Consider the following 16,576-nt stretch of genomic DNA (forward strand, 5'->3'; position numbering starts at 1 on the left):
TTATAATTTGATCCGTTTCGCCGTCACACCAGGCTGCGCCTGGCACGACCGCGAAACGGATCTTAGCGAACATCAAACGATGTCTATTGTCGTAATTGTTACTAAATCCCTCGGCCGGTGATCAGGCGCACCAGGATCATGATGACTGCGACAACCAGCAGGATGTGGATGAAGCCGCCTACGGTGTAGGAAGTAACCAGGCCCAGGAGCCAGAGAATCAGGAGAATGACTGCGATTGTATAAAGCATGATTTGTCCTCGGTGGATGTTTTAGAAGACCCGTAGGCCGTAACTGCAGTATGGACAGCGGTGTATTTGCGCTCTGTACGGTGCCGTACATTAAGCGCAAGAATTTTGTTCATTGCGCAACCCCGGCACCCAGCCCATCAATCCCATCAGGCCAACCAGGCCGATCAGGCAGGTCAGCAGTCCGCCGGCGATCAGGAAGACCACGTCTTGCGCCTGCATCGCCGCCTGCGCTTCCGGCGGCCCGGCCATGGTCAGGCCGAAGACAGTCAGTACCAGGCCCCAAACGATAATGCCAATCCAAGCAAGGCTATTCATAGTGTCGACCCTCAATGTTATGTTCCCACCGGATTTGTTTCCGACGTGAATCTATTCTGGGCTTTGCTCAGCAATAGGTCCGTGCGGTGGCTCACATTGCACAAATGAAAAGACAAACGCCCCGGGGCGCAGGCCGCGGGGCGTTGTTTTTCGTGGTCAGGCGGCGCTGCCGCCCGCTTCAGGAGACCGAACGCAGCTCGCCGTTGACGATCTTGACGCGCTGGCCGGTGCTCCAGCGCGGCGCATTGTCCTGGCGGAAGCTGCGCGAGCTGCCATCGTCGAGGCGGACCGTGATTTCATAGCTGGTCGTCGCTTTCATGTTGCCCTCGACCTGGTTGCCGACCACGGCGCCGCCGACCGCACCGGCGACCGTCGCCAGTTTCTTGCCGTTGCCGCCGCCTACCTGGTTGCCCAGCAGGCCGCCGAGCACCGCGCCGCCAGCTGCGCCCAGGCCGCTGCCTTCGGCACGCTGCTTGATCGCGCGGATCGACTCGATGTTGCCGCAATTGCCGCACCATGCTTTGGTCGCGGCAACCTTGGCAGGCGCGCGCTTGACCGGCTCTTCATAACGGTCGGCACGGGCGGCGCGTTCGGTCACGCGTGGCTCGTCGCGCAGGTCGATGCCGGCCGGGGCCAGCTGCGAGGCGGTCGCCGGCGCCATTTGCGACGACAGGGCCAGGCGGTCCGCTTCGGTCAGGTCGCCGCGCGGGGTGGTGCCGCCGACCGACGACGGGATCCAGCCCATGATGGCGGCAGTGCCGGCCAGGCAGAACAGGATGACGGCGATTGCTGCCAGGATCAGCATCGGATGCATGCCGCTGCGGGCTTGGGTGCTGTTGATTGGTGTATTCATGATGGTGGTTCCTTTTTTTTAGTACTTGCTGTTTTTGTTATCCGGCCATTACCGGTGGCAGACAGGCCCAGCACGTGGTCCGTCCGATGCCGCCATTCTCCCTATGTAGTACGGGCGCTTCCGTGCGTCACCGTACATACCTTTACTATTATTGCCGCTACGCTGATTGAAATTGTTTGCAAATGTAAGCTCTACTACAAGCAAGCTCCATTCACGTATGTTTGTAACCGGTCCCGAATTATGTTTGAACACACGCAACGCATTCGGGAGGGGCCGATGAAAGCAATTGCTCCTCCCGACTCAGCGCAGCCCAATGACAACAAGTTGCTGGCGGCGCTACCGGAGAATGATTTTGCGCGCCTCGCTCCCATGCTCGAGCAAGTACATATCGACGTGGGCGCGGTGCTGTGCGAACCGTCCGAACCATTGCAGCACATCTACTTTCCGCACGACAGCCTGATCTCCTTGCTGGGTGTGGCCGAAGGCCGGATGACGCTCGAGGTGGGCCTGGTCGGCAGGGAAGGGATGCTTGGCGCCACCGTGGCGCTGGGCCATGAACTGCCGCAGGTGCGGGCGGTCGTCCAGCGTGCCGGCCATGCCAGCCGCATGGACAGCGCCGAGTTCCGCAGCGAGTTCGCGCACAATCCGTCCTTGCAGCGGGTGCTGTACCGCTACACCGACACGCTGCTGGCACAGGCCATCCAGATCGCCGTGTGCAGCCGCTTCCATGTGCTGGAGGCGCGGCTTGCGCGTTCGCTGCTGGTCACGCGTGACAGGTTGCAGTCGGATAAGTTCCACCTCACGCACGAATTCCTGGCGCATGCGCTGGGGGTGCGGCGGGTCGGCGTCACCAAGGCGGCCAGCGCCCTGCAGCAGCAGGGATTGATCATCTACAGCCGCGGCAATATCGAGATCCTCGATGTGCCGGGACTGACCGCGGCCTCGTGCAAATGCTACGAGATCGTCAAGGATGCCGGCGAGGAAGCGCTTTCCACGGCGTTCGTGTAGGCCACGCCACGCAACGCGGGTGGCGCCGCGCCGTTGGTGCAACAGGCGCGACCGCCAGCCGGTCGCGCATTCGCGCGGACTATCGCCTGAGCGTGCCGTTCGTCGCATTGGCCGCCCGGCTGCTGGTCGTTTCTGCAATGATGAATCTTTCATTATTGCAAAGGAAAGCCAGTGGGCACTCTCGCTTTTGACCGTTCATCCGCTTGGCGGCTGCCGTTGACGCTTGCCCTGTTGGCATCGGTTGCCAGCGGCGCGGCGTCGGCGGCCGCGGCGCAGGCGCGCATCGACCTCATCGATGGGCGAAAGGTGGAATCGGTGACGATCAGGCACCCGGACTCGCACAATGTGGTGGTGTTCGAGAACGGCTTGCGCGGCACGCTGGACCAGTGGGGCAAGGTGCTCGATGGCGTCAGTGCCGAGGCCTCGGTGTTTGCCTACAATCGCCCCGGTTACGCCAACAGCGAGGCCAGCGAGACGACCCGCGACGGCCAGACGATTGCCAAAGAGCTGCGCCAGGTGCTCAGGCACAAGGGCCTGGCGCCGCCGTATGTGCTGGTGGGCCACTCGCTAGGTGCGCTATACGTGCAGCAATTTGCCAGGATGTATCCACAAGAGGTGGCGGGCATCGTGCTGGTTGATGGCCTGTTGCCGCGGATGGTCAAGAAGCCGGAGGAATTCCCGTTCACGACCCGCCTTGCCAAGCGGGTGCTGCTGTCGAACACCGTCAGCCGCGAGGTCGACAACATCCATGCGACCGGCGAGCAAGTGCTGGCCTTGCCCGGGATCGACAGCAAGCCGATGATCCGGCTGATCAATGTGCCCACGGCGAGTACCGCCATTCCGGTCGACTTCGGCGCCTTCAACCGCGATGCCAGCAATCTGGCGTTCATCCGGGCACTCTATCCGAACGCCAGGAAAGTCATGGTCGATTCCGATCATCAAATGCAAAGCGCCAATCCGGAGGCGGTGGTCAAGGCGATCCGCGAGCTCCTCGAGCGCCAGCCGGCCGCGCATCCCCACTAGATCCGGCGCGCCATGAAAAACGCCCCGGCCAGCGGGGCGTCAGGTAAGCGTGCTAACAGATCACTTCGATGGCTTGACCTGGTTGCCGATCACGCCGCCGACGGCTGCGCCGCCAACGGTGCCAACGGTGCTGCCGCCGGTCAGGACGCCGCCGATCACTGCACCGGCGCCAGCGCCGATTGCGGTGTTCTTGTCCTGTGCGGACATGCTGGAGCAGCCGCCCAGGCCCAATGCCACGGTTACGAGTGCTGCGGTTGCTGCGAGGTGTTTAATGGTTTTCATCTTGGGTACTCCTTAGTTGGTTTTATTTCAGGCGGATGTCGTTTTTGACCGATTTCACGCCCTTGACACTGCGCGCGACCGATGATGCGGTAGCGACGCTGTCCGCCGACGACACAAAGCCGCTCAGCTGGACCACGCCCTTGAAGGTCTCGACATTGATCTCGGAGACTTTCAGGGTAGGTTCGTTCAGGATTGCTGCCTTGACGCCGGCAGTGACCGCTGTATCGTCGATGTATTCGCCCACGCTGGCTTGTTTGTCAGTGGCGGCGCAGCCAACCACTTGGGTCAGCATCATGGCGGCCAGCAGGGGGGCGGCAAACTTCAGGTTTTTCATATTGTTATCCTCTGTCGTGGTGGAGTCGCTTGTTGCGGTGCGGCCAGGCCAGCACCGTTATGGCTAGATTAGAGGCAGGCACGTGCGTGGTCTGTACGCCAACGCACGTAGTGCTGATGAGCTAATTCCCTTGGGTATCAGCGACCTTTGCGCTTGCCTGGCGGCGGGGCGGTCGGCTTTTCGCGCGATGCGGCCAGCAGCTTGCCGCACTCGCTTGCTTCGCCGGGACCGGAGTTGACCAGTGGCAGCAGTGCGGCGGCCGGCGCGGCCAGCGTGGCCAGCGCCAGCGCACCGCCGGCCTTCATCGCCAGCACGCCCTTGTCGACGCTGACCGATGGCTTCTTGAACGGGCCGCGCACATACAGCGGCGAGCGCAGCGAAATGATGCGCAGGCCCTTGGTCTTCGGGTTGATGGTCAGGTGCAAGGTTTCGTCGGCCAGGCTGATCACGCCGTCGACGTTGATGACCGCTTCTTCGGTGTCGATGATGAAGGTGCGCGAATACATGATGCCGCGGTCGACCGCGAAGTCGGTCGCCATGCAATTGATGCGCACCTGCTTGTCGCCGAATAAGGTGGTCAGCACGATGTTGCCAATATTGAGGCCCATCTTTTCCAGCAGCATCTTGCTGACCGTGCCCTGGTCGATCAAGGTATGGATCTCGCCGTTGGCGCCGCCCAGCAGGGTGGCGATCGAATTGCCGGTCGCCGACAGCGCGGCGTCGCCGTTGATGTGGCCCACCGAGGCCTGCAGGCCTTCGATGGCAGGGAACAGCTGCTTGATCTGCAGGCGCCGCGCGGTCACCTTGGCGGTGGCCTTGATGGCGTTCTTGCCGCCGCGTCCACTGCCGTCGAGCTTGATGGTCGAGTTGAGCGTGCCGCCGGCCATGTCGAAGGTCAATGGCGCCAGCGTCAGCACGCCGTCCTGCATGATCAGGTGAGTCGAGAGCTTGCGGATCGGCAGCTGCTTTTCGCGCACGATGCTGTCGGCCGAGTAGCGCACATCGGCGTCAATGGCGGTCCAGCGCTCGGTGCGGAAGGTTTCGACCGGCAACACCTTGTTGGCCGGCTGGACCGCCGGCATCCCGCGTTTGAGCTTGCTGGCGTTGGAATCGGCGCCGATCAACGGGCCCAGATCGTCGAACTGCAGCAGCTTCGAGCGCACGCTGCCGCTGAGCTTGCCGCGCGGTTTGCCGGTCTGGAAGGTCAGCGTGCCGCCGAGGTCGCTCGAACCGACCTTGCCGGTGAATTTTTCGTAGGTCCAGCGGCGGCTTTCCGGGCCCAGCGCGCCGATCAGCCTGCCGGAGGTGCTGTAAGCCGGCGTTTCCGGCAGCAATACACCGATCAGCGGATACAGGCGCGCCATGCTCGGGCCCGACAACTTCAGGTTCATGTCGAGCGCCGCCAGCCTGGTCGGCTTGGTCAAGGTGCCTTCGAAAACGATGCGGGTGCCGCCCATGCGGAAATCGCCCTGCAGCGGGTAGGGCGTGGTTTGCTGCTTGAGCGAGAGCACCGCGCCGGCTTTGCCGGTGCCGGTCACCCGGGCGCCATTGGAGGTGCCGCGCACGGTCCAGCCGATACCGTAGTCGGCGTCGCCCGACAGCGTGGCGACATCGGCGCTGGCGTCGATGTTCCGCACCGCATCCTTCAGCGAGACGACGCCCTTGGTGAACACGATCCGCTCGAGGTCGAGCACCCAGGGCGACTTCTTTTCCTTCTTCTCGAACGTCCAGTTGTTGATGCCGTCGGCATTGCGCCGCAAGTGCACCACCGGGGCCTGAAACTGCAGCAGCGGAATCGCGATGCGCTTATTGAGCAGCGCGAGCGGGTCTAGCGAGAACGAAAACTGTTTTACGCTGGACATGTCGCCAGCGGGCATGCCTTCCGGGTTGCCGACATGGACATCGTTGGCGACAAGATGCGGCCAGGGAATGAAATCGCGCCAGGTACGGTTGCGTTCCGCCATGTTTTCCGCCGGCCGCTCCCATGACAGCGACAGGTCGCCGTTGATCGCGAATGGCCTGCCGATCGCCTCGCTGGTGCGTGCGTTGAGCCACGGACGCGCCTTGTTCCAGTCATAGGTCAGCAGGATCGCCAGCGCGATGGCGGGGACCGCCACCAGTATGGCGGCGATGGCGAGCGCGATCTTGGTGCGGCGCGCCATCGGTTTGCGGGTTCCGCTGCCAGCTGTAACGTCGGTCATGGTAGTCCTTCCATTTCGAGGAGCCCAGCTTAGCCTGATTTTTAAGCGCTCTTTGTGCGCTGACGCACCCATTGCCCCGCTGATTTTTGTTATCTGGATGCTATGTGCGTCAGCGAACCGAACTCGCTCTTGATTCCGCTTATAAAGTTAACACGACATCAATAACGATGAATGGAGAACGAAATGAATATGGAATCGAAGAATCGTCTGGCAACGGTGCTGTGCGGCTCGCTGCTGCTGGCCATGGTGGGTTGTGCGTCGTCGCAAAAAGCGCCAGCTACCGCCGATGTCGCGGTCTCGAAGGCTGCGGTTGCCAACGCAGTCAGCGCCGGTGCATCCGACCTGGCCCCTGAAGAAATCAGCATGGCACGCGCCAAGATGCAGCGCGCCACCCAGGCCCTCGCCGCCAAGGATTACACCCTGGCCCGCGACCTCGCCAACCAGGCCCAGGCCGACGCCAAGCTGGCCCAGAGCAAGGCCAACTCGGCCAAGGCGACCGCCGCGTCGAACGTGCTGCAGGAAGACTTGCGCGTGCTGCGCGAAGAAGTTGAGCGCGCCAAGTAAGCAGGGCGTTGTGGCGCGCCCGGCGCGCCGGCACTTCCATCAATAACAATAAAGGAACGACCATGAAACATCATTTGCTCAAATCGGCCATCCTCGCCAGCGCCGTCATGCTTGCCGCCTGCAGCAGCACCCCGTTGACCACCCCTGTGCTGGACCAGGCCCGCGGCGACTTCATCGCGGCGAACAATAATCCGCAGGTAGCGAGCTACGCGCCGCTTGAATTCAAGCAGGCAAGCGATGCGCTGGACCAGGCCAATGCCGCCGCAGCCAAGAAGGAAAGCCTGGAAACGGTCGACAAGCTTGCCTACCTCGCCAAGCAGAAGATCGCGATCGCCCAGGAAGTCGCCAAGCAGAAGGCAGCTGAAGCCGATATCGCCAATGCCGGCCAGCAGCGCGACCAGGTGCGCCTGGAAGCGCGCACCGCCGAAGCTGAGCGTGCCCGCGCCGCCGCCGCAGACGCAGCGGCCGCCGCCGCCGCCGCCCAGGCCCAGACCGCCGAAGCGCAGCGCCAGGCAGCGGACGCCGAAGCGATGGCGCGCGCGGCCCAGGCCAAGACCGCCCAGCTGGAGTCGATGATGGCCGAGCTGCAAGCGAAGAAGACCGAACGCGGCATGATCATCACGATCGGCGACGTCCTGTTCGCCACCAACCAGGCCACGCTGACGCCGAACGGCGTTGCCACCGTGCGCAAGCTGGCCGAAGTACTGGTGCAGAACCCGGAACGCACCGTGTTGGTCGAAGGGTTTACCGACTCCACCGGCAGCGATGCGTATAACCAGGCCCTGTCCGAGCGCCGTGCCGGTTCGGTACGCGATGCGCTGCTGGGCATGGGTGTGGCCCGCGACCGCGTCGCCGCGCGCGGCTACGGCAAGGCCCATCCGGTGGCGTCGAACGATACCGCCAGCAGCCGCCAGCTGAACCGCCGCGTCGAGATCGTGCTGTCGAACGAAGGCCGCACGATTCCGCAACGCTAATTGCATGTAACGTAAGGAAGATACGATGACTGAACAGACCAACCAGCCGGCCGGCCATGGATTCGACGTCGAGGCGATCCGCGCCGCGGCGCGCGACATGGACGACGGCGCGGTCACCCAGGGCTACGCAGCCGACCGCGAAGCCGTGATCGCCATGCTCAATGACGCGCTCGCCACCGAACTGCTGTGCGTGCTGCGCTACAAGCGCCATTACTACACCGTCAGCGGCCCGAACACCGGCCACATCAAGGCCGAGTTCCTCGAGCATGCGCAGCAGGAACAGGAGCACGCCGACACGATCGCCGAGCGCATCGTCCAGCTGAACGGATCGCCGAACTTCGACCCGGCCACCCTGACTGCCCGCAGCCATGCCGAGTACGACGAATCGGAAGACGTGCAAGCCATGGTGCGCGCCAACCTGATCGCCGAACGTGTCGCCATCGAGTCTTACCGGCAAATGATCGCCGCGATCGGCGACAAAGACCCAACCACCCGCCAGATGCTCGTTGGCATCATGGCCGTGGAAGAAGAGCACGCGGATGACATGCGCGACCTTCTGTCCCAGTAATACCCCTTTTTTTAATCAACTACGGAGTCCATCATGATCGATACCAATATCCGCACCAACGGCACCTCGGCTGCAGTGAACCACAACCTCGACAACGTCCAGAGCGATGTCAAGACCCTGGTCAAGGACGCGCAGTCGCTGCTGACCGCAGCCGCTTCGCTGACCGGCGAGAAAGCTGAAGAAATGCGCGCCCGCGGCATGCAACTGCTGGACCAGGCCATGGGCAAGGGCAAGGAATACCAGGGTCAAGCTATGGTACGCGGCAAGGAACTGGCACACACCGCCGATGTCTACGTTAAGGACAACCCATGGCGCACCATCGCCGCCGCTGCGAGCGTCGGCCTGCTGGTCGGCGTCATCCTGGGCCGCAAATAATTTACGCCGGGAGAAGCCATGGACAACACGACGACAACAGTACATGGCCCCGGCTTGTTTAGCGGCCTGACCGGGCTGGCGAAAAACATCCTCGGACTCGTGGTGTCGCGCCTTGAACTGGCGGCACTCGAGCTAACCGAGGTGCGCAACCACGCCATCGCACTGGTGGCGGTCGGCGCGATGGCGCTGGTGTGCAGCTGGTTCGCGATCGCGTACGGCACCGCGACAATCGTCGCGCTGGCGTGGGAATCGATGGGATGGACGATCCTGTTGGTGATGTTCCTGGTATTCATCGCCATTACCGCGGCCCTGGTATTCAAGGCCAAGGCAATGCTCAAGGAGGGCAAGCTTGCTTTCCCCGAGACGATGAACGAACTCAAGAACGACCGCGACATGCTGCTGTGACCGGCCAATAACAAGAGGGGAACCACATGGACAAAAACAGCGAACTGATCAAAAAGGACGGCGCACCATCGGACGCGTCGGAACGCAAGGCGCGCTTGTTGCGCCAGGGCGATTTCTACCGCGCCGGCATCGTCCAGGCCAAGGCCCACATCAAGCATGGGGCCAAGCCGGAGACGATTTTCCACAATGCCATGGACCACGCTGGGTTCGCGCTGCGTTCCAGGGTCGATGGCTTGCTGCGGCCGACCGGCATCAATGTCGGCACCATCATGCCGTACGCGCTGAGCGCCGTGAGCTTCATCAACCGCCGCCGGCTGGCCAAGCCTGCGCTCGGCGTGGCGGTGCTGCTCGCCGCCGCGGGCTGGTATGCCAACCGCCACCAGGACCGCTTCGCCCACCTGCGCGCGCCGCTCGACTACCTGCGTGCGCGCTTCGCGCACATGCACGTGTAAGCGGCAGCAACATACTTTCTTTTATGGTGGGGCTTGGGCGGCGTCGCAATCGCAGATTCGGCGCCGCTTTTTTTATGGGAACCGCATGCGCTTACTTGTTTCTAACCAACTGACGGCTGGCGGCGAGGCATTCCCGTGAGCGCGCCGAATGAGCTGAACCCGCGCGGCTTGCGCATCGTGCTGGTGCTGCAGGGCGGCGGCGCGCTCGGCGCTTACCAGGCTGGCGTGTACCAGGCGCTGCACGAGCACGGGCTGGCTCCCGACTGGATCGTCGGCACCTCGATCGGCGCCATCAATGCGGCGCTGATCGCCGGCAACCCCAAGGAAGACCGGCTGGCGCGGGTGCGCAGTTTCTGGGAACGGGTGTCGCGCCAGGACCTGGTCGACATGTCGCGCATCAGCGACGCCGAACGGCGCACCCATATCCGCTTCGGCACCACCCAGACCGTGTTCCAGGGCGTGCCCGGCTTCTTCACGCCGCGCCTGTTCAGCGGCTTCGGGTTTGGCCTGGCAGTCGAGCCGGAGGCGGCATCGTTCTACGACACCACGGCGCTGGGAGAAACCCTGGCCGAGCTGGTCGACTTCGACTACCTGAACAGTCCGGAAAGCACGCGCCTGACGGTCAATGCCGTCAACGTGGCGACCGGGCAGCTGACCCATTTCGACAGCCGCGCCATGCGGCTCGGTCCCGACCATGTGCGCGCCAGCGGCAGCCTGCCGCCGGCCTTCGCGCCGGTGCGCATCGACGGCGAGCTGTACTGGGACGGGGGACTGTATTCGAACACGCCGCTCGAATCGGTGCTCGGTACCTTGCAGGAAGGTGATGCGCTGTGCTTCATGGTCGACTTGTGGAGCGCGCACGGTCCCGAGCCGACCACGCTCGACCAGGTCGAGACACGCCAGAAAGACGTGGTGTACGCCTCGCGCTCGACCCGCCATATCGCCGACTACGCCAAGACGCACCGCCTGCAGGACAAGCTGCGCGACCTGTACACGCGGCTGCCGCCGGACCAGCGCACGGTCGAGGATGAGCGCGAACTGGCGGCGCTGGGCTGCGAAAGCACGCTGCACATCGTGCGCCTGCCGTATTCCGGGCGCGACTGGCACATGGCGGCGAAAGACATCAATTTCTCGAAGGGCTCGATCGACTGGCGCTGGGGGCAGGGCTACGCCGATGGCATGCGCGCGGTGGGCGACGCGGCCTGGCTCAGGCGCGTGGAAGAAGACACGGCAGTCGTGGTGCATGAGCTGCCGTCGGACCGCGACCGCCGCCACGGCCAGCCCGGCTAGGGTCGCCGCGTTACTGGGCGGCGCCGGCCATCGACCTGGCGCGGACTTGCGCCATTTCCGTCTGATAGGTGGCGCGCGCCGCCTTCATGCAGGCCGCGCGCTCGGCGGTCGGCTGGCGCTTGCAATTTCCCTGCGCCTCTTGCAGCCCGGCGGCAATTTCCTTTTGCATCGTGCGCATGCGGGCCGCCGCTGTCATGTCTTCGCGGTACCAGCGCTGCGGATCGCCACTGGCAACCTCGGCGGCCTGCTTGCGTGCGGTCGCTGCCGGGACGTTCTGGTCGCTTGAATCCTGCGCCACCACGGTGGCGTCCGCTTGCGCCCGTGCTGTCGCGGACGCGGCAGGCTGGTCGGCCTGCTGGGCCTGCGCAGTCGCAGCAGCGAGCATCAGGGTGAGGACGGCGGGAATCGCGTGCAGCAAACTGTGCTTCGGAAATTTCATGTCAGCTCCTGTAAACGTATGTTGGAAAAGAAAAACCGGCGCACGCGGCGCCGGTTCGACTTGCTTTACAACCGCCCGGTAAGCAGCAGGATAATCAGGATGATCACCAGTACACCGGTGATCCCGACTGGCCCGTAGCCCCAGTTTTTGCTGTGGCCCCAGGTCGGCAGCGCGCCGATCAGTGCCAGGACCAGAATGATCAGCAGTATTGTTCCCATGCGTAGCTCCTCAGTAATTTCCAGACGAGATAAGCTTCGCCATCATTGTGTGTGACTGCTGTCAGATCGGTCGATTAATAGCGGTAAGCGCGGCCATCGACGATACGGACGCGGTTGCCCACGCGCAGGTCATAGACGCTGTCCTGCATCACCGAGCGGTACTCGCCGTTGTCCATGCGAATATTGATCTGGTACATGTCGCGGCCACTGTTGGCTGCGCGGTCGCCTTCGACCTTGTTACCCAGTGCTGCACCGCCGACCGCGCCGGCGACCGTTGCTGCGGTACGGCCGCTGCCGCTACCAACCTGGTTACCCACCAGTGCGCCGACCAGGCCGCCGACGACCGCGCCGGTACCGCTGGTGCTGGCCGAGCCGCGGGTGACCTGGATCGAGTCAATGGTGCCGTAGCCCATCGCCGCGGTCGACGGCGAGCCGTAGACGCTGCCGGTGTTGTACGGATTCGAGGAGGTGCTTGCGCAACCACCCAGGAGTGCTGCGCTGGCAATCATCAGTGTGGCGATTTTGGTGTTTGTGGATTTCATTTTGTTCTCCTTTTGCAAATGTGTGAGCTCAGGATAGTCCTGCCAGTTTGACAAGGTCTGTGCGTTTCCGCACCTTGGACACAGCGATTTCTCACCAGTTCATTTTTTTCATGCGCGTTTGCGTTGCGTCGTCGGCACGTTTGCGTAAATAAAAACTCCTGTGTTCGCCAGCGTACAGATCAGTAAGCGCAACACGCGTAAAACATCAACATACTGATCGTTTTGATAACTGGAGAGAAAACAATATGAGAGCTCACCTCGCCATTGCCCTGCTGTGTAGCGGCGCCTGGATGTCCGGGCTGGCCCAGGCAGCGACGGCGGAAGCGAAAGTTGCGTACAACGAAGCGCGCGACCGCGCCGCCCTGGAATACAAGACCTCGCGCGCCAAGTGCGGCTTGATTACCGGCATCCCGAAGGATGTCTGCCTGGCCGAAGCGAAAGCGATCCGCGTGCACGCCGACGAACAAGCCCAGGCGCACTACAAGAACACGCTGAAGGCCTACACCCAGGCGCGCCTGCGGATTGCCTCGGCCTATTTTGATGTCGACAAGGCCAAGTGCGCTGCCGTGACCGGCAACGAGAAGGATGTCTGCCTGCAGCAAGCCAAGGCAACGCTGGTGGCGGCCCAGGCCGACGCCCGCGCCGACCGGAAGACCATTGAAGCGCGCAACGATGCGCGCGACGATAAAAGAACGGCTGAATACAAAGTCGCACTGGAAAAGTGTGATGCGTTTGCCGGTGCGGCCAAGGACACTTGTGTCACTACCGCGAAAAACCAGTACGGAAAGTAAGGCTGTCGCCGTACCGACCAGCTCATTTGAGCATTTTTTGATTAACCACTGAAGGAGTTACACCATGAAAATCGCACAACGCATCGCTCACATGATGATCGCAGCATCCGTCCTGACCACCATGGTTGCTTGCGCACCAACGGCACAGCGTGAAGGTACCGGCGAGTACATCGACGACGCCGTCATCACCGGCAAGGTAAAAGCTGCTTTCGCTGCCGACCCTAACGTCAAGGCAACCGAAATCAACGTCGAAACCTTCAAGGGCGAAGTTCAGCTGTCCGGTTTCGTGGCTCAGCCAGGCGACGCATCGCGCGCTGCTGATATCGCACGCGGCATCAAGGGTGTAAAGTCGGTAAAGAATGACGTACGCGTAAAATAAACATTGGTCCGGCCGGACCAATCCCGGGCCGGCCAATTGGCCGGCCCTTTTTTTTTGTGAATTCACCATGCAAGTAGCAGACACGCAAGCGGTTCGCGCCACCGACGCAGTCGTCGTGGACGCCAATGTCAACGGCGCCGCCAGTTCCGATTTCCCCGATGCCGCGCCGGGCCACCCGGCCCACCTGCGCCTGCCGGTCCACGTCAATGCGCGCGGCCTTGCGCTGGGCATCATCGCCACCGTCGCCTTCATTTTCGCCCTGCAGTGGTCGCAGAAATTCCTGGTGCCGCTGCTGCTTGGCATTTTCATCGCCTATACGCTCAATCCGGTCGTGGTCTGGCTGGAACGCTGGCGCATCAAGCGCGCCATCGGCGCGACCCTGGTCACCGTGCTGATCGTGGCCATGATGGGGCTGGTGATCCACCGCGTGCAAGACCAGTTTTTCAATATTATCGACGAGCTGCCGCAGATTACCGAGAAGCTCACCCGGGTGCTGGCCAAGACCTCGGGCGGGCAGCCGAGCACGATCCAGCAGGTCCAGGCCGCCGCCAACCAGATCGAGCAGGCCACGGCCAGCGCTGGCCTTGAAGGCAAGCGCGCGGCGCCGCGCAAGCCGCCGCCGGCCGTTGGCGCCAGCAGCAGTTTCAAGGTGATGGACTGGGTGCTGGCCGGCTCGATGGGACTGGTGACCTTCGTCACCCAGGCCACGATGGTGATCTTCCTGGTGTTCTTCCTGCTCCTTGCGGGCGATACCTTCAAGCGAAAGCTGGTCAAGCTGACCGGGCCCTCGCTGACGCGCAAGAAGGTCACGGTCCACATCCTGGACGACATCAATACCTCGATCCAGCACTACATGTTCATGCTGCTGGTGACCAATACCTTGCTGGCGCTGATGATGTGGGTTGCGCTGCGCACCATCGGGCTGGAAAATGCCGGCGCCTGGGCGGTGGTGGCGGGCTTGACGCACATCATGCCGTATTTCGGCCCGCTCTTGATCACCTCGCTGACCGCGCTGGCCGCCTTCATGCAATTCGAATCGGTGCAGATGGTGCTGCTGGTAGCGGGCACGTCGCTGGCGATCGCCACCCTGGTCGGCAGCCTGATCGCCACCTGGATGACCGGCCGCATCGCCAAGATGAATGCGGCGGCCGTGTTCGTCAGCCTGTTGTTCTGGGGCTGGCTGTGGGGCATGTGGGGTTTGCTGCTCGGCGTGCCTGTGGTCGTGATGATCAAGGTCGTCGCCGAGCGGATCGAAGGAATGGAAGTTATTGCGGAGCTGTTGGGCGAGTAAGATTGGCCTGGTATTCCTCGACTTTTTCCGCCTTTTTGGCGGCGCCGGTTTCCTCGTCCGACTTGTGGCGCAGGCTGCCCAGCTGCAGCGCATACTGGCGGGCAAACTCGGCGCCGAGGAAGAAGATCTGCGCCGAGTAATACACCCACAGCAGCAGCGCGATCATCGAGCCGGCGGCGCCAAAGCTGTCGGCCACGCCGCTGTTGCCGATATACAGTCCGATCACAAATTTACCCAGGGTGAACAGGGCCGCCGTGCCGAGCGCGCCGACGACCACGTCGCTCCACGAGAGCTTGATGCGCGGCAGCAGCTTGTAGATGGTGCCGAACAGGGTGGCGATCACCAGGAAGCTGATCAGATGGGCGATCCATGACAGCAGCACGGTGGCGTTTTGCCACACGCCGGTGAAATAATTTTCCAGGATCGCCAGCACCGCGCTGACCACCAGCGACACCATCAGCAGGAAGCCCAGCACCAGGATCAGCCCGAACGACAGCAGGCGCGTGCGCACGATGTTCCACCAGCTGGCGTTCTTGGGCGGCGGGACATTCCAGATCTCGTCCAGACTGTCCTTGAGCTCGGCAAACGCGCTGGTGGCGCCGAACAGCAGCAGGGCGGTGGCGACAATGGTCGCCCACATGCCGCTTTCCTTGTCGCGCGCGCCGGCCAGCACCAGCTGCACGGCTTCGGCGCCTTGCGTGCCCACCAGGCCTTTGAGCTCGCTGATCAATTGCCCCTGGGCCGCCTCATGCCCATAGAAAAAACCGGCCACGGCGATCACCACCACCAGGATGGGCGCGATCGAAAACAGGGTGTAGAAGGCCAGCGCCGCTCCCTTGCTGGCGGCGCGGTCGGCGAACCATTCGGTCACCGTGCAACGCAGCAGTTGTACCATTTTTGTGGAACTCGGCGCCCAGTCCTTCGCTACATCCATCGATCGTTCTCCTAAAAAAATAAATGGGGCAGGATTTGCCCCGGGTTGTCACCGGCCGGCTTATGGCGAGATCCGCCGCTCGATCGTGATCTGCTCGACCTCGACGCGGCGATTCGGCTCCAGGCATTTAATTAGTTCAGCCCGGTTCTTGTTATCGCAGGTTACCACCGGGTTGGTCTCTCCCTTGCCGTACGCTTTCAACCGTGCGCCATCGATTCCCTTGGCGACCAGGTAATCGCGCACCGCGTTGGCGCGCTGCTCGGACAATGTGAGGTTGTATTTTTCCGAGCCCAGGCGGTCGGCGTAGCCGGTGATGTCGACGTCGGTGATCGACGGGTCGGCCGTCAGCGCGGCGGCGATCTCGTCGAGGCGCGGCTGTACCGGACCCAGCTTCGCGCTATCGAACTCGAACAGCTCGGTGGCCGTCAGCGTGATTTTTTCAAACCGCGGCGGCGGCGGCGGCGGCACCGGGGCCGGCTCGGGCGGCGGCGCCGGCTGCTCGACGGGCGCGGGCGGCGGCGGCGGTGCGGGCGGCTTGTTGAAGGCGTAATTGAAGCCGATGGTCAGGTATTTATTGTTGGACTTGTCGAAGCCGAAATCTTCGTCATGGCGCAGGCGCCCGCGCACGCTGCGCAGGTCGGCCTGCATCGACCACTGCTCGGTCAATCCCACCTGGAAGCCGAGCCCGGCGGTGAGATAGGGCGAGGTCGCATGGACCCGGCGCAGCGGGTTGTCGACCTTGTCGTGCTGGATCCCGATGCCGAACAGCAGGAATGGGCGGAAGGTGCGGCGCGACATCATCAGCAGCGCGTCGGCCCCCAGCAGCGACTGGCGGTAGCTGGCCGGGCCGGTCTCGGTGCGCGCATGGCTGGCGCCGATCTGCAGGTCCCACATGTCGGACAGCGGCTTGCCAAGGCGCAGGCTGCCGCCGTAGTCGCGCTCGTCGACGCCGAACTCGGTGTCCGGTTCAGCATAGGTAATGCCGGGCTGAATGTACCAGGAGGGGTTGACGGTCTGGGCGATGGCGCCGGCGCAACAGCTCAGGCCGGCAGCAAGGGCGATATTTTTAATATTGTTCACAGGAACTCCC

At 63.0% G+C, this 16,576-nt stretch carries 23 protein-coding genes; 12 read left to right on the forward strand and 11 right to left on the reverse strand.

Annotated elements, in window-relative coordinates:
* Window positions 1-101 precede the first annotated feature (101 nt).
* The 3 genes from I4X03_RS07065 to I4X03_RS07075 all read right to left on the reverse strand — a co-directional run bounded on the left by I4X03_RS07065 (window position 102) and on the right by I4X03_RS07075 (window position 1,416).
* The gene (locus I4X03_RS07065) at window positions 102-248 is read right to left on the reverse strand and encodes a lmo0937 family membrane protein (protein WP_131422801.1); all 147 of its coding nucleotides are present in this window, start codon (window positions 246-248) and stop codon (window positions 102-104) included.
* A 90-nt stretch (window positions 249-338) separates the two neighbouring features.
* Window positions 339-563: a hypothetical protein gene (locus I4X03_RS07070; protein ID WP_223467489.1), complete on the reverse strand. Its 225-nt coding sequence runs from the start codon at window positions 561-563 to the stop codon at window positions 339-341.
* A 178-nt stretch (window positions 564-741) separates the two neighbouring features.
* Window positions 742-1,416, reverse strand: coding sequence for a glycine zipper 2TM domain-containing protein (locus I4X03_RS07075; RefSeq protein WP_223467491.1), 675 nt, complete (start codon window positions 1,414-1,416; stop codon window positions 742-744).
* Between the two features lie 276 nt (window positions 1,417-1,692).
* Here I4X03_RS07075 and I4X03_RS07080 point away from each other — a divergent pair, with 276 nt between their 5' ends.
* Together I4X03_RS07080 and I4X03_RS07085 are read left to right on the forward strand one after the other, a co-directional pair.
* The gene (locus I4X03_RS07080; RefSeq protein ID WP_223467493.1) at window positions 1,693-2,424 is read left to right on the forward strand and encodes a Crp/Fnr family transcriptional regulator; all 732 of its coding nucleotides are present in this window, start codon (window positions 1,693-1,695) and stop codon (window positions 2,422-2,424) included.
* A 171-nt stretch (window positions 2,425-2,595) separates the two neighbouring features.
* Complete coding sequence (locus tag I4X03_RS07085; protein ID WP_223467495.1) at window positions 2,596-3,447, forward strand: alpha/beta fold hydrolase; 852 nt, start codon at window positions 2,596-2,598, stop codon at window positions 3,445-3,447.
* A 60-nt stretch (window positions 3,448-3,507) separates the two neighbouring features.
* Here the strand turns inward: I4X03_RS07085 and I4X03_RS07090 are convergent, their stop codons facing one another.
* The 3 genes from I4X03_RS07090 to I4X03_RS07100 form a co-directional block, all read right to left on the reverse strand.
* On the reverse strand, window positions 3,508-3,729 hold the full coding sequence (locus I4X03_RS07090) for a YMGG-like glycine zipper-containing protein (RefSeq protein ID WP_223467497.1): 222 nt from the start codon (window positions 3,727-3,729) through the stop codon (window positions 3,508-3,510).
* 22 nt (window positions 3,730-3,751) lie between these two features.
* Window positions 3,752-4,063 carry a BON domain-containing protein gene (locus tag I4X03_RS07095; RefSeq protein ID WP_223467500.1) on the reverse strand — a complete coding sequence of 104 codons (312 nt, stop codon included), beginning with the start codon at window positions 4,061-4,063 and terminating at the stop codon, window positions 3,752-3,754.
* Between the two features lie 137 nt (window positions 4,064-4,200).
* Window positions 4,201-6,264 carry an AsmA family protein gene (locus I4X03_RS07100; RefSeq protein ID WP_223467502.1) on the reverse strand — a complete coding sequence of 688 codons (2,064 nt, stop codon included), beginning with the start codon at window positions 6,262-6,264 and terminating at the stop codon, window positions 4,201-4,203.
* A 189-nt stretch (window positions 6,265-6,453) separates the two neighbouring features.
* Here I4X03_RS07100 and I4X03_RS07105 point away from each other — a divergent pair, with 189 nt between their 5' ends.
* The 7 genes from I4X03_RS07105 (at window position 6,454) to I4X03_RS07135 (ending at window position 10,892) form a co-directional block, all read left to right on the forward strand.
* Entirely contained in the window at window positions 6,454-6,828 is a 375-nt protein-coding gene (locus I4X03_RS07105; protein WP_370660494.1) for a DUF4398 domain-containing protein, read from the forward strand.
* A gap of 62 nt (window positions 6,829-6,890) precedes the next feature.
* Window positions 6,891-7,802, forward strand: a complete 912-nt coding sequence (locus I4X03_RS07110; RefSeq protein ID WP_223467506.1) for an OmpA family protein — start codon at window positions 6,891-6,893, stop codon at window positions 7,800-7,802.
* 25 nt (window positions 7,803-7,827) lie between these two features.
* A complete protein-coding gene (locus tag I4X03_RS07115) occupies window positions 7,828-8,370 on the forward strand; it encodes a ferritin-like domain-containing protein (protein ID WP_223467507.1) in 543 nt (180 codons plus the stop codon).
* A gap of 33 nt (window positions 8,371-8,403) precedes the next feature.
* A complete protein-coding gene (locus I4X03_RS07120; protein WP_223467508.1) occupies window positions 8,404-8,745 on the forward strand; it encodes an ElaB/YgaM/YqjD family protein in 342 nt (113 codons plus the stop codon).
* Between the two features lie 18 nt (window positions 8,746-8,763).
* Entirely contained in the window at window positions 8,764-9,150 is a 387-nt protein-coding gene (locus tag I4X03_RS07125; RefSeq protein WP_223467509.1) for a phage holin family protein, read from the forward strand.
* A 26-nt stretch (window positions 9,151-9,176) separates the two neighbouring features.
* Window positions 9,177-9,602, forward strand: coding sequence for a hypothetical protein (locus I4X03_RS07130; RefSeq protein WP_223467510.1), 426 nt, complete (start codon window positions 9,177-9,179; stop codon window positions 9,600-9,602).
* A 135-nt stretch (window positions 9,603-9,737) separates the two neighbouring features.
* The gene (locus I4X03_RS07135) at window positions 9,738-10,892 is read left to right on the forward strand and encodes a patatin-like phospholipase family protein (RefSeq protein ID WP_223467511.1); all 1,155 of its coding nucleotides are present in this window, start codon (window positions 9,738-9,740) and stop codon (window positions 10,890-10,892) included.
* A gap of 10 nt (window positions 10,893-10,902) precedes the next feature.
* Here I4X03_RS07135 and I4X03_RS07140 read toward each other — a convergent pair whose 3' ends face one another.
* The 3 genes from I4X03_RS07140 to I4X03_RS07150 form a co-directional block, all read right to left on the reverse strand.
* Window positions 10,903-11,331 carry a hypothetical protein gene (locus I4X03_RS07140; RefSeq protein WP_223467512.1) on the reverse strand — a complete coding sequence of 143 codons (429 nt, stop codon included), beginning with the start codon at window positions 11,329-11,331 and terminating at the stop codon, window positions 10,903-10,905.
* A gap of 65 nt (window positions 11,332-11,396) precedes the next feature.
* Window positions 11,397-11,549: a DUF3309 family protein gene (locus I4X03_RS07145; protein WP_223467513.1), complete on the reverse strand. Its 153-nt coding sequence runs from the start codon at window positions 11,547-11,549 to the stop codon at window positions 11,397-11,399.
* A gap of 74 nt (window positions 11,550-11,623) precedes the next feature.
* Window positions 11,624-12,091, reverse strand: a complete 468-nt coding sequence (locus tag I4X03_RS07150; RefSeq protein ID WP_223467514.1) for an outer membrane lipoprotein — start codon at window positions 12,089-12,091, stop codon at window positions 11,624-11,626.
* A 245-nt stretch (window positions 12,092-12,336) separates the two neighbouring features.
* Here I4X03_RS07150 and I4X03_RS07155 point away from each other — a divergent pair, with 245 nt between their 5' ends.
* From I4X03_RS07155 to I4X03_RS07165, 3 genes are all read left to right on the forward strand, one after another.
* Entirely contained in the window at window positions 12,337-12,882 is a 546-nt protein-coding gene (locus tag I4X03_RS07155; RefSeq protein ID WP_223467515.1) for a hypothetical protein, read from the forward strand.
* A 64-nt stretch (window positions 12,883-12,946) separates the two neighbouring features.
* Window positions 12,947-13,261 (forward strand): BON domain-containing protein, encoded by a 315-nt coding sequence (locus tag I4X03_RS07160; RefSeq protein ID WP_223467516.1) that lies wholly within the window; start codon window positions 12,947-12,949, stop codon window positions 13,259-13,261.
* Window positions 13,262-13,328: 67 nt separating this feature from the next.
* The gene (locus I4X03_RS07165) at window positions 13,329-14,552 is read left to right on the forward strand and encodes an AI-2E family transporter (RefSeq protein WP_370660490.1); all 1,224 of its coding nucleotides are present in this window, start codon (window positions 13,329-13,331) and stop codon (window positions 14,550-14,552) included.
* Here I4X03_RS07165 and I4X03_RS07170 read toward each other — a convergent pair.
* Complete coding sequence (locus I4X03_RS07170) at window positions 14,527-15,486, reverse strand: YihY/virulence factor BrkB family protein (RefSeq protein WP_223467517.1); 960 nt, start codon at window positions 15,484-15,486, stop codon at window positions 14,527-14,529. The genes I4X03_RS07165 and I4X03_RS07170 overlap by 26 nt on opposite strands.
* A gap of 60 nt (window positions 15,487-15,546) precedes the next feature.
* Window positions 15,547-16,566: an OmpA family protein gene (locus I4X03_RS07175; RefSeq protein ID WP_223467518.1), complete on the reverse strand. Its 1,020-nt coding sequence runs from the start codon at window positions 16,564-16,566 to the stop codon at window positions 15,547-15,549.
* Window positions 16,567-16,576: the final 10 nt, after the last annotated feature.

This window comes from Massilia soli, assembly GCF_016809835.1.
GTDB classification, from domain to species: Bacteria; Pseudomonadota; Gammaproteobacteria; order Burkholderiales; family Burkholderiaceae_D; genus Telluria_A; species Telluria_A soli.

Bases quoted from the DNA above. Each gene is read 5' to 3' on its own strand.
- I4X03_RS07150 (WP_223467514.1), bottom strand. From the start codon at position 12,091: ATGAAATCCACAAACACCAAAATCGCCACACTGATGATTGCCAGCGCA.
- I4X03_RS07160 (WP_223467516.1), top strand. From the start codon at position 12,947: ATGAAAATCGCACAACGCATCGCTCACATGATGATCGCAGCATCCGTC.
- I4X03_RS07120 (WP_223467508.1), top strand. From the start codon at position 8,404: ATGATCGATACCAATATCCGCACCAACGGCACCTCGGCTGCAGTGAAC.
- I4X03_RS07080 (WP_223467493.1), top strand. From the start codon at position 1,693: ATGAAAGCAATTGCTCCTCCCGACTCAGCGCAGCCCAATGACAACAAG.
- I4X03_RS07065 (WP_131422801.1), bottom strand. From the start codon at position 248: ATGCTTTATACAATCGCAGTCATTCTCCTGATTCTCTGGCTCCTGGGC.
- I4X03_RS07170 (WP_223467517.1), bottom strand. From the start codon at position 15,486: ATGGATGTAGCGAAGGACTGGGCGCCGAGTTCCACAAAAATGGTACAA.
- I4X03_RS07125 (WP_223467509.1), top strand. From the start codon at position 8,764: ATGGACAACACGACGACAACAGTACATGGCCCCGGCTTGTTTAGCGGC.
- I4X03_RS07110 (WP_223467506.1), top strand. From the start codon at position 6,891: ATGAAACATCATTTGCTCAAATCGGCCATCCTCGCCAGCGCCGTCATG.
- I4X03_RS07130 (WP_223467510.1), top strand. From the start codon at position 9,177: ATGGACAAAAACAGCGAACTGATCAAAAAGGACGGCGCACCATCGGAC.
- I4X03_RS07115 (WP_223467507.1), top strand. From the start codon at position 7,828: ATGACTGAACAGACCAACCAGCCGGCCGGCCATGGATTCGACGTCGAG.
- I4X03_RS07075 (WP_223467491.1), bottom strand. From the start codon at position 1,416: ATGAATACACCAATCAACAGCACCCAAGCCCGCAGCGGCATGCATCCG.
- I4X03_RS07095 (WP_223467500.1), bottom strand. From the start codon at position 4,063: ATGAAAAACCTGAAGTTTGCCGCCCCCCTGCTGGCCGCCATGATGCTG.
- I4X03_RS07155 (WP_223467515.1), top strand. From the start codon at position 12,337: ATGAGAGCTCACCTCGCCATTGCCCTGCTGTGTAGCGGCGCCTGGATG.
- I4X03_RS07165 (WP_370660490.1), top strand. From the start codon at position 13,329: ATGCAAGTAGCAGACACGCAAGCGGTTCGCGCCACCGACGCAGTCGTC.
- I4X03_RS07140 (WP_223467512.1), bottom strand. From the start codon at position 11,331: ATGAAATTTCCGAAGCACAGTTTGCTGCACGCGATTCCCGCCGTCCTC.
- I4X03_RS07100 (WP_223467502.1), bottom strand. From the start codon at position 6,264: ATGACCGACGTTACAGCTGGCAGCGGAACCCGCAAACCGATGGCGCGC.
- I4X03_RS07070 (WP_223467489.1), bottom strand. From the start codon at position 563: ATGAATAGCCTTGCTTGGATTGGCATTATCGTTTGGGGCCTGGTACTG.
- I4X03_RS07105 (WP_370660494.1), top strand. From the start codon at position 6,454: ATGGAATCGAAGAATCGTCTGGCAACGGTGCTGTGCGGCTCGCTGCTG.
- I4X03_RS07090 (WP_223467497.1), bottom strand. From the start codon at position 3,729: ATGAAAACCATTAAACACCTCGCAGCAACCGCAGCACTCGTAACCGTG.
- I4X03_RS07145 (WP_223467513.1), bottom strand. From the start codon at position 11,549: ATGGGAACAATACTGCTGATCATTCTGGTCCTGGCACTGATCGGCGCG.